This window comes from Pseudonocardia sp. (assembly GCF_025965585.1).
Lineage (GTDB): Bacteria > Actinomycetota > Actinomycetes > Mycobacteriales > Pseudonocardiaceae > Pseudonocardia.
Map to the genome: position 1 here is coordinate 1 of NZ_JAOPWR010000111.1, position 10,158 is coordinate 10,158.

General features: G+C 68.4%; 9 protein-coding genes and 1 pseudogene. 7 read left to right on the forward strand and 3 right to left on the reverse strand.

What is annotated here, in order from left to right; all coding sequences use genetic code 11:
* On the forward strand, positions 1-895 hold an 895-nt coding region (locus JWR81_RS06890; protein WP_367278748.1), incomplete at its 5' end, for an MFS transporter.
* 101 nt (positions 896-996) lie between these two features.
* Here JWR81_RS06890 and xerC read toward each other — a convergent pair.
* Positions 997-2,133: a tyrosine-type recombinase/integrase gene (xerC, locus tag JWR81_RS06895; protein WP_297648303.1), complete on the reverse strand. Its 1,137-nt coding sequence runs from the start codon at positions 2,131-2,133 to the stop codon at positions 997-999.
* 804 nt (positions 2,134-2,937) lie between these two features.
* Here xerC and JWR81_RS06900 point away from each other — a divergent pair.
* Complete coding sequence (locus JWR81_RS06900) at positions 2,938-3,261, forward strand: hypothetical protein (protein WP_297648317.1); 324 nt, start codon at positions 2,938-2,940, stop codon at positions 3,259-3,261.
* 10 nt (positions 3,262-3,271) lie between these two features.
* Here JWR81_RS06900 and JWR81_RS06905 read toward each other — a convergent pair.
* Together JWR81_RS06905 and JWR81_RS06910 are read right to left on the reverse strand one after the other, a co-directional pair.
* A pseudogene (locus JWR81_RS06905) lies at positions 3,272-3,463 on the reverse strand (inositol monophosphatase); the annotation flags it as partial.
* A 105-nt stretch (positions 3,464-3,568) separates the two neighbouring features.
* Positions 3,569-4,189, reverse strand: a complete 621-nt coding sequence (locus tag JWR81_RS06910; RefSeq protein WP_297648305.1) for a TetR/AcrR family transcriptional regulator — start codon at positions 4,187-4,189, stop codon at positions 3,569-3,571.
* Between the two features lie 101 nt (positions 4,190-4,290).
* Here JWR81_RS06910 and JWR81_RS06915 point away from each other — a divergent pair, with 101 nt between their 5' ends.
* Genes JWR81_RS06915 through JWR81_RS06935 form a run of 5 tightly spaced genes read left to right on the forward strand, consistent with a single transcriptional unit; the run spans position 4,291 to position 10,157 of the window.
* Positions 4,291-5,730 carry an MFS transporter gene (locus JWR81_RS06915; protein WP_297648307.1) on the forward strand — a complete coding sequence of 480 codons (1,440 nt, stop codon included), beginning with the start codon at positions 4,291-4,293 and terminating at the stop codon, positions 5,728-5,730.
* A complete protein-coding gene (locus JWR81_RS06920) occupies positions 5,727-7,019 on the forward strand; it encodes a serine hydrolase (protein ID WP_297648309.1) in 1,293 nt (430 codons plus the stop codon). The genes JWR81_RS06915 and JWR81_RS06920 overlap by 4 nt, the downstream gene beginning before the upstream one ends.
* Positions 7,009-8,202, forward strand: a complete 1,194-nt coding sequence (locus JWR81_RS06925) for an FAD-binding oxidoreductase (RefSeq protein WP_297648311.1) — start codon at positions 7,009-7,011, stop codon at positions 8,200-8,202. Before JWR81_RS06920 ends, JWR81_RS06925 begins: the two co-directional genes overlap by 11 nt.
* Positions 8,199-9,236, forward strand: a complete 1,038-nt coding sequence (locus tag JWR81_RS06930; protein ID WP_297648313.1) for a membrane dipeptidase — start codon at positions 8,199-8,201, stop codon at positions 9,234-9,236. The genes JWR81_RS06925 and JWR81_RS06930 overlap by 4 nt, the downstream gene beginning before the upstream one ends.
* A gap of 9 nt (positions 9,237-9,245) precedes the next feature.
* On the forward strand, positions 9,246-10,157 hold the full coding sequence (locus JWR81_RS06935; protein WP_297648315.1) for an ornithine cyclodeaminase family protein: 912 nt from the start codon (positions 9,246-9,248) through the stop codon (positions 10,155-10,157).
* The last annotated feature ends 1 nt before the right edge of the window (position 10,158 follow it).

Sequence of the window (10,158 nt, forward strand, 5' to 3'; positions counted from 1 at the left end):
CTTCAAAGCCCTGCTCGGCGCGCTCACATCTGCAGCGCAGCGACGTCTGGTGTTCGGAACCCAGCACGGCCTGCTCAATGTCGGGCTGAGCGTCGGCACCCTGGCCGCAGCGGTGCTGATCGGTCCCGGCACCGTGACACGATTCCAGTTCCTATACGTCCGCCATGCCGCGTCGTTCCTGCTCGCGGCCGCGCTGTTGAGGTTCGTACCCTCGGACCGCCCTTCAGCGCACGCCGAGTCGGCGATCCCCGCCGAGGTGGTGAGCTCGGCGACGACGCCCGCCTCGCCAACCGCGAGCTACCGCGACGTCCTGGCCGACCGTACGTTCCGCCGGGTCTGCCTCCTCCAGGCGCCCCTCGTCGTGTTCGGCTACGCGCAGTACCACGCCGCGCTGCCGATCGTGCTCTCAAGGCCCGGGGCGATGCGCCCGGCAGACATCGCGCTGGTGTTCGCGGTAAACACCGTGATCGTGGCCGGTTTGGCGATTCCGGTCGCCGTCGGTACCCGCGCCGTCGCGCGCAGCCGGCTGCTGGTCGCCGGTGAGCTCTGCTTCGCCCTCTGCTGGCTGTTGCTGGCCTCCACCAGCCCGCTCGGAGGGAGCGGCCCGGCGGTGGCGCTGGCCGCTGTGGCCGCAGCGGTGATGGGAATCGGAGAAACGCTGCTGTCCCCGTCATTAGGCCCGCTGGCCAACGACCTTGCATCCCCGCAGCTGCGCGGTCGCTACAACAGCATCGACGCCCTCGTCCTCTCCCTGGGCAGCATCGCCGGACCCGGGCTGACAGCACTGTTGTTCGGCACAGGATCCATATCGGTGTTCCTCGTCACGCTCGCCGCCGGATGCCTGGACGCGGTGGCCGTCGCTTTAGGTCGAACGATGCGACAGATCAGTGGATAGGGAGACCTGTCTGGGCTGTTGGAGCCGGAATCGGCTCGGAGCCGGGTGGCCAGGGATCGCAGGCGCGCCGTGAGGTTCCCGGTTTGCTCGGTAAACGATGATCAACCGAGTGCCTCGAGTACGGCTGCTGCTCCGGTGTCGTTGATGCCGCGTCCGAAGTATCGGTCGCTCGTCATTGAGGGCTTGGCGTGGCCGAGTTGGTCGGCGGCGTTCAGGGCGGTAAGGCCTGCTTGGTCCATGAGGGTGGCGACGGTCTTGCGCAAGATGTGGGAGGTGACCCAGTCGAACCCGGCAGCGGCGAAGGCGTCGCGGAGGTCGGCTTGGGTGTTCGACGGGTCGCGGAGTCCTCCCAAGGGAGCGGGGAAGACCGGCGCGTCGGGCGGAGCTGGTTGCGAGGCGCGTCGTCGGAGCATGTCGATGGCCCAGCTGGGGAGTCGCAGGGTCCTGGGTGTGGCTTTAGTCGAGTCGTCTTGTTTGATCTGGAGGCCCTGGCCTCGGACTCGGATGACGATGCCGCCGGCTTGGACGGTGCCGTTGTCTAGGTCGACGCGGTCCCACGTGACGGCGCAGGTTTCGCCGATGCGCAGGCCGGTGGCGAGCATCATCGAGACGAGGTCGGGGAGGTCGCGTTTGATGGCTTGTTCGTCGTAGGTGAGAGCGGCGCGTAGTTGCGCTGCTTGGGCTGCGGTGAGCGCTCTGGGTGGTCGGGTGGGGGTGGAGCGGGTGATGGCGGTGACGTCGCGGACGGGGTTGCGGTCCAGGGCGTCGTGGCGGGCGGCGAGGCCACACATGCTCGAGAGCACGGTGCGGACGAGTTTGGTGGTGCCGGCGCCGTGGCGATCGTTGACGACGCGCAGGTGTCGGTCGATGGTGCCGGTGGTCAGCTCCCGGACGCGGAGCTGGCCGAGGGAGGGGATCACCTGGCGGTCGAGCCGGTCGCGGTAGTTGCGCAGAGTGCCGGGGGACAGACGGGCTCGTTCGACTTCAGCCCACCACGCTTCAGCGAGGGCGTCGACGCGGGTGTCGGAGGTGATCAGGGAGCCGGAATCGGAACGGTGCCGGTCGCGCAATGCTTCGACAAGGGCGCGCTGGGCGGCGGCCTCGGTGCGACCGTGTTTCTGCACGTGGCGGGTGGCGCCATCCCAGTCGCGGTAGAGGGTGCGGGCCTTCCAGCCGTCACCCTGGCGGTAGGTGCGGATACGCCCATAGGTGCCCAGAGGCAGCGGTGGTCGAGACATCGCGACGCTCCACACGTGAGGCGGTGATCATCGATGGTCCCATCTTAGTCCCATTAATCAATGACAAACGATGAGAGGCGTCGAGCAGCTCGATGCACCGTAATCGCTGCTCAAGGGGAGTGTGTGAGTACCTGTGGGTAGCGCTGAGAGGTATCTGCTGCATATCGGGCGGTTACTGGTTCGAATCCAGTCGGAGGAGCAACTACCAGCGACGATGCCGCTGATGATCTCACATCTGGTGATCGGTTCCTGGTTTATCCCTGTGATCCACTTCTCCGAGTGTCGACGTGTGATCGACTTCGGGCTCCGCCTCACCGTCGGCTTCACCAGTTCGGGTGTCAGACCGGGTTCTTCCTCGCCTCGAGCCGGTCCAGCAGCTTGCTGCGCCGCCAGCGGAGGTGCCGACCGATCTTGTAGGGCCGAGCCTCATGGAGGGCAGTGCCCCGGCCCGCCAGGGCCGGGCTTGAAGACGTACAGAAGGTTCTCCCCGATGCAGGCGGGGCCATCGAAAACAGCGCTGTCTCGTCAGGTCGGAAGTTGAAGCTGATCGAGCCTCCGGACGGGTGATCGGCTACAGCTACTGATCACAACCCGTAGCTCGACTACGCAAATCAACATCAGCAGCTGCGCCCCCAAAACGTTCGCGACGGCAAGTCCGAGGAGACCGTCGTAAGCACGTACAACCGCGGCAGTCTTGCGATACCACTGCGGTGCGGCGCCGCAACGTATGGCTTTCAGTACGTCGTGCAGCGCGACCGTTGGAGCGACGCATTCGACTCACGGGTAGCGCAAAAGGTGAAGCATGTGCGCTGGACCACTGCAGAGCTCCTGGAGCACGTCAACGTTCCTCTTGAGAGCCCGGCTCCGAGTCCACAGGAACGAACGATTGCAGTCGAAGGCGTCGATACGGACGGGAACGCATTACTTGTCGAGGTCGAGGTAACCACTCCTCGCCGGCAAGGGAAGCGGACCTGGTCTCTGAGCTTCAAATCGATGTGGGCCGACGTGCGGGACCTGCCGCTCGCATCAGCAGCGCTGACCGCCCGCGCAAACATTGAGGAGTGGTGGGACACCGGCGCCGAGGAGGACGGGCCAGGCAACCTGGTCTCGGCACGCCGCACGGCGTGATACTGGTTGTCGAATTTGGATGGATGCGCTTGGGCCCGCGGAATGCACCAGCACCAACTAAAGCTGAGTATCGAAGATTCAGGAACGGGAGGTCGATTACGCCCAATACAGGAGTCGAATCGTATATCACTCCCAGTGACACTCCCCAGAGCGGGATGCCGTGAATGAAATTGACAGTTCCGTCGACTGGATCAGCGCCCATGCGTAACCAGGTTCTGAACTTCCACAGCCCGATCGCCGGTCCGTCCTCGCCCCGCTCGGGTGTCCGGGATGGGAAGAAGATTTTGCAGGATTCGACGTTGTCAGCTCAGGCGCCCTGCACTAGACGCTCCAGCCCGGTGGCGAGGTGGCCTGCGACGTCGAGGTTCGGATCGATCATCGCTTGAAGGATGAGGCCGTCGACCAGCGCCATGGCCATGAGGCCGATCGCGTCGTCATCGTCTTCCTGACCACCGAAACGGTCTTCCTGACCACCGAAACGCCGGAGCAGGGCGCCGAGCTCGCGGTTGGCCTGCTTGAAAGCCGTGCGGTGACGTTCGGCGAGTTCGGGGTTGCGAGCGGTGGCAAGGGTGAACTCGGCATTGGCGAGGAACCAGGCGCCCTGGTTTCGGATCGCTTCGGCGAGCCAGGATCCGACAGCCCGCCCGCCGTTGTCCGCGGTGTCCTCGGAGTTGACCGCGCGCCACTCGTCGAACATCGCGTCGGCCCGGGTCTCCGCCAGCTCGAGGAACAGCTCGTCCTTGCTCGCGAAGTTCTTGTAGAGCGCCCCACGGGTGAAACCGGCGCGTGCAGCGATGGCGTCAAGGGACGACGCGGCGAAGCCCTGCTCGCAGAAGACCTCGTAGGCCGCTTCCAGGAGCGCGCTGCGGGTCTCCCTGGCCCGGCGGTCCCTGCTCGTCTCACGGACTTGACGCGCGGCCTCGTTCATATACCCTTTGTACCAGAGATACAGGCTGCATCTGAGAATCAGACTGCACCTGACCGGCAGAACGGCACGGCCCACCTCCTCCTCCCGTTCGGAGACCCTTGATGAGCTCGCCCCTCCCGAAACCACGTGGCCGTGCGGCCACGGTGGGGACGTTGTGCGTCGTGACCGCGGCCTTGTTCGCATACTCGACGCTGGAAACCATGCTGTCGCCGGCCCTGCCCCTCATCCAGGAAGCGGTGGGGGCCTCGACGCCGGCCATCGCCTGGGTGTTCACCGGGCTACTGCTGGCCGGTGCGGTGTCAACGCCACTGGTGGGGCGCCTGGCTGACGTCTGGGACAAACGGCCGGTGCTGCTGGGTGTGCTGGCGATCGTCGGGATCGGCACGCTGCTCGCCGCACTCGCCTCGAACGTTGCCCTGCTCACCACCGGTCAGGTCCTGCAGGGCGTGGGGCTGAGTCTGGTACCGCTGGCGGTGGGGATCATCCGGGACACCCAGCCCGCGGAGCGGGTCGCATCCAGCAACGGGCTGATCGTCGGGACAGCGGCGTCGAGCACGGCGGTGGGACTGGTGATCGCAGGCCCGATCCTGCAGGTACTGCCCTACACGTGGCTGTACTGGATCCCGCTGGTCGTGATCGTCGCCGCGCTCGTCGTGGCGTGGGCGGTTGTCCCCTCGTGCCCGCCGACGAAGCAGGGCAGGGTGGACTGGCCCGGTGCGGCGTTGCTGGGAGCGGGGCTGGCACTCGTGCTCATCGGCATCTCACGCTCGTCTCGGGCGGGCTGGGGATCGTTGCTCGTCCTCGGCCTGCTCACCGCGGGTGTCGTGGTTCTCGCGGTCTTCGTGGTGGTCGAGTTGCGCACCCGGGATCCGCTGGTGGACCTGCGGTTGCTCGGGCAGCGTGCGGTACTGCTGACCTGCGCGGTGTCCTTCGTCGTGGGTTTCGGGACGTTTGCGGTGTTCGTGCTGGTGCCGATCCTGGTGGAATCGCCCGCATCGACCGGGTACGGCCTTGACGGATCCGCTCTGGACACCGGGTTGTACCTGATTCCTCTCGGGATCCTGGGCACAGCGGTCGCGCCACTCACGGGGCGACTCGAGAGGGCAATCGGCGCCCGTGGGGTGATGCTGGTCGGTACCGGGGCCATGGTTCTTGCGTCCCTGGCCCTGCTCGCGGCGCCAGGGCGTCCCTGGATGATCCTGGTGTCGACGGCATTGGCCGGCGTGACCGTCGGATTCGGGCTCACTCAGGCGATGAACAACGTCGTGGCGACGGTTCCCGAGGAGCGCACAGCCAGCGTCAGCGGTCTCACCTTCGTGACCAAGAGCATCGGCGGCACGCTGGGGGCGCAACTGGGCGCGGTCCTGCTGGCGCAGTCGGCGGACCCGGTGACGGAGCTGCCCGCGTGGTCGGGCTTCCAGGCCGCTTTCCTGCTCTCCGCAGCCGTGAGCGTCGCCGCGGTGCTCCTCAGTCTCGCCCTTCCCGCCCGGCTGACCCGCCCCGAGACACCGGCCACGCTCACGGTCGGGCAGACCGTATGACGACCCGACCCGACCTCACGGCCCTCGACGCCGTCCTGACTCGCGCAGCGCTGGGTCACGCCGTCGCCGGCGCCGCGGTATGCCTGATCGACGGTCGCACCGAGCAACGCGCGACCACCGGAGTACGCCGAATCGGCGACCCGGCCGTGGTCAGCCCGGACACGGTGTTCCCGCTCGGTTCCGTGACCAAGATCGTCGTGGCGACACTCGTGTGCCGCCTCGCGGCCGCGGGTCGTCTCGACCTCGACGACCCGGTGGGCGCAACGGTTCCGGAACTCGCCCTCCTCGGCGACCGCGGAACGACGATCACTGCTCGCATGCTGCTCAGCCACAGCTCTGGTCTGGTCGACGCCTGGGACGATTCGGGCTCGCTGGCCGAACTGCTCGTCGCGACCGGTCTGTTCGCTGAGCCCGGAACGGTGTTCTCCTACAGCAACACCGGCTACGTCGTGCTCGGGCGGCTGATCGAGAATCTGTACGCGACGAGTTGGGAGGAAGCCGCCAGGCACGAGGTCCTTGCCCCTGCCGGTGCGACCTCCGCGGTGTTCACCACCCCGTCGGCCGCAGCGGCCGGACACGTCCTGAACGACCACGGCGTGCTCGTCGCCGGTGATCTGTGGCCACCGGTCAGCTCGCTGTTCGGCGCCGCGGGGGCGACCATGCACGCCACTGCCGCGGACACCGCCCGGCTGGTGCTGGCCTGCGCGTCGGGGCGCACGGCTGACGGCACGCAGCTGTTGCCGGTGTCGATGCGCGACGAGATGCTGCGCCAGCAGATCGCCCTGCCGGGGGCTCCTTTGCACTTTCACGGGTGGGGACTGGGGTGGGCCCTGCCCGCTCCGACCGCTACCCGCGGCGCGACAGCGCGGCGGGTAGTCGAGCACATCGGCGGGACCAACGCATTCGTCCATGTGGAGCCGGATCGCGGGCTCGCCCTTGCTGTGTTGACCAACTTCCCGGAGGGCTGGGCGTTGGGCGAGGACGTCCTGCGCGGTGCACTGGGCCATCGGCGCGACCTGCCGCCCATCGGACCCGGACCTGACGATGTGCACCCCTACCTGGGCGAATACCGCTCGCCGGCGTTCGGGGTGACGGTGCGGATGGCGCTCGACGGCCGGCTACGGATCACCAACCCGCTCACGGGCGGCGAGACCGATCTGCACCATCAACACGGTGACTCGTTCTGGGCGGACTTCGGTGATCTCGTCTCCGAGGTGAGCTTCCTCGTCGACGGCGGGCGGGCACGGCACGTCCACACCGCGTTGCGGATGCTGCAGCGTGCTGACTGACCACCCGACCTCGGACGTCGTCGTGGTCGGCGCCGGGATCGTCGGTGCCCTGATCGGACGGGAACTGGCCGGGCAAGGACGACGGGTCGTCCTCGTCGACCCTGACCCCGGTGGGGGCGCGTCGGTCGCCAACGCCGGGATGTTGGTCCCGAGCTACTGCCGGCCGATGGCCACACCTGCCACGCTGCGAGCCGGAATGCGTGGGTTGATCGGGCGGGACGCGTCGGTCACCCTCGGATCCTTCGCGCCGAGCGTGCTGGGCTGGCTCGCCCGGTTCGCCTGGGCCGCGCGGCCCGGCCGGGCACGACAGGTGGCGACCCGCCTGGTCGACTCCGCCCGCACCGCCGCCGACGGCTACGCCGAACTGGCCGCAGAGACCGGAGTCGCACTGGGGCTGCGCCGCAGCGGGTGGTTGCAGGTCGCCGGCTCTGCCGCCGTGCTGCGCCAGCAGATCAACGCGGCCCGCGAGCAGAAGGACATGCCGTTCGACATTCTCGACAACCACGCGTGCCTGCGCCGCGAGCCCGGCCTCGGACCCCACGTCGCCGGCGGGGTGCACTTCGACGGAGACGCCTCCCTCGATCCGGTCGCCGCCACCCGCGCGGCCCTCATGGCCGCCGAACACCGTGGCGCCGTGATCCACCGAGCTCTGATGACCGGACTGGCAGTGCGGGACGGCCGCGTGCGAGCCGTGCACACGACCGCCGGCGACGTCAGCGCAGCCACGTACGTCCTGGCCACCGGTGCCGCCCCGGCCTCGGGCACGCAGGTCCAACCCGGCTGGGGATGGAGCATCGACCTGCCCACCGTCACGACCCTGGTGCACGCACCGCTGATGGGCCTCGACGACCACGTCGTGTTCAACCCGCTCGCGGAGCGCATACGGATCACCGGTGGCATGCGGATCGGCGGAACACCCTCGCCCGAGCACGACCGCGTCGCCGCTGCCGCGATCCGCCACGCGGCCGAACGTCTCGTCCCGGGCCTGCGGGATCTCCGCAATGCGACGGTACTGCGCGGAGCGCGGCCCATGACCCCCGACGGCGTGCCTCGGATCGCCTGGACCAGGCCCAACCTCATCACCGCGACCGGCCACGGCACCCTCGGCATGACCCTGGCTCCATCGACCGCCAAAGCGGTGAGCGCACTTCTTCGCGCCCAGGCGCGGGCGCCGCGCAGATGACGGCCGCGACAGACGGTCAACGGCTCAACGCCCGCTGCCTTGTCGCCGACGCCCACAACGACCTGCTCGTGCTGGTCGCCCGCCGCCCGCGCGGACGGTGGGCGAGCTACTTCCGCGAACATTGGTACCCACAGCTGCGCGCCGGCGGTGTCGACCTGCAGGTGCTGCCGGTCTACGTGGACGAGGAGTTCCGGCCCGAAGGCGCGCTGCGAGAGAGCCTGCGCATGGTGGAGGCCGCACATCGCATCGCTGAAGCGAACGCGGACCTCGTGACGCTGTGCCGCGACGGCGCGGACATCGACGCCGCGATCTCGTCGGGCCGGATCGCGCTCGTCCTGGCCCTCGAAGGTTGCCCACAGATCGACACCGACGTCGAACTGCTGGAGACCTTCGCCCGTCTCGGCGTGCGGATCGTGTCGTTCACCCACTTCGGACGGTCCGCCCTGGCCGACGGGTCCGCGGAGGACGCAGCCGGTAGCAGGCTGACCCGGGCCGGTGTCGAAGCCCTCGAGCTGCTCGAATCCCTCAACGTCGCGGTCGACGTGTCGCATTTGGGTTCCGCCGGAATCGACCATGTCCTCGAGCTGGCCGGCCGACCCGTGCTGGCCACGCACAGCGCCTCCCGTTCGGTGCACGAGCACCATCGCAACCTCTCCGAAGAGCATGTGCGCGGAATCGCGGCGACCGGTGGAATCGTGTGCCTCAACCTTTATGCCGGGTACCTGACGACCGAGCGACCAACGCTGGCTCACGTCGTCGCGCACGCGCGGCATCTGGCCGACGTAGCCGGATCCGAGCGGGTCGGGATCGGTGCGGACTTCGTCGTCGAACTGTTCGCCGAGAAGATCCCGCACTGCGACCGACCACTGATCCTGGAAGGCACCGACACCGAGGTACTCGTGCCAGGGCTGGACGGCCCGGCCGGGCTCCCACTCGTCAGTGACGCGCTGCTGCGCTCCGGGATGCCCGCCGCCGAGGTCGAAGGAATCGCAGGCGCGAACCTTGCGCGCTTCCTCGGTGCCGGCGCCTCATGAAAGCGACCTGTGGAAGAGGAGCAGATGCTGCCCTATCTCGACCCCGCCCGGATCCACGAACTGTTGCCGTACCCCGACGCCGTCGCCGCACTACGGCAGGCCCAGGCCGACGGACCACCCGCAGTGGCGGCTCCGCCGCGAACCGCTGTCGCGGCCGCCGGCGGACACATGCTGCTCATGCCGGCCGGCGACGAGCACATGTTCGGTGTGAAGATCGCCGGAGTCGCCCCGGCCAACCCCGCTCACCAGCTCCCGCGGATCACGGGGACCTACCTGCTCCACGACGCCACCACCCTGCTCCCCGTGCTGGCGATCGACGGTCCGGCGCTGACCCTGTTGCGCACGGCTGCGCTCTCCGCGCTCGCAGTCGACGTCCTCGCCGCACCCGCGGCCACGAAGCTCCTGGTCTACGGCACGGGCCCGCAGGCTGCAGCCCACGTCGAAGCCATGCAGGCAATTCGAGACTTCCGGACGATCAGCGTCGCAGGCCGAACGGCCGAGTCGACGTGCGCGTTCGCCCGAAACCACGACCTCGGCCAGGCCGGGCCCGACTCGCTCCCCGCCGCCGACGTCGTCGTCTGCTGCACCAGCTCCGCGACGCCGCTGTTCGACGGAACCAGACTGGCCACGCACAGCACCGTCGTCGCGATGGGTTCGCACACCCTCGACGCCCGCGAACTCGACACCGACACCCTGCGCGGCGCACAGGTCGTCGTCGAGGACTCCGCCACCGCCGCCCGCGAGGCAGCCGATGTCGCCGATGCGATCAACACCGGCGACCTTGACTGCACCATCCCGCTGCACGCGGTCCTGAGCGGGCAAACCCCGGTCGACCACGACCGCAGACGAGTGTTCCGGTCGGTCGGCATGGCCTGGGAAGACCTCGTCATCGCCAAGGCACTCCACGCCGCAACGTCCTGAC

What these genes read in the sequence shown, in the direction of transcription:
- xerC (WP_297648303.1), bottom strand. Translation starts at nt 2,133, where the DNA reads ATGTCTCGACCACCGCTGCCTCTGGGCACCTATGGGCGTATCCGCACC.
- JWR81_RS06910 (WP_297648305.1), bottom strand. Translation starts at nt 4,189, where the DNA reads ATGAACGAGGCCGCGCGTCAAGTCCGTGAGACGAGCAGGGACCGCCGG.
- JWR81_RS06915 (WP_297648307.1), top strand. Translation starts at nt 4,291, where the DNA reads ATGAGCTCGCCCCTCCCGAAACCACGTGGCCGTGCGGCCACGGTGGGG.
- JWR81_RS06930 (WP_297648313.1), top strand. Translation starts at nt 8,199, where the DNA reads ATGACGGCCGCGACAGACGGTCAACGGCTCAACGCCCGCTGCCTTGTC.
- JWR81_RS06920 (WP_297648309.1), top strand. Translation starts at nt 5,727, where the DNA reads ATGACGACCCGACCCGACCTCACGGCCCTCGACGCCGTCCTGACTCGC.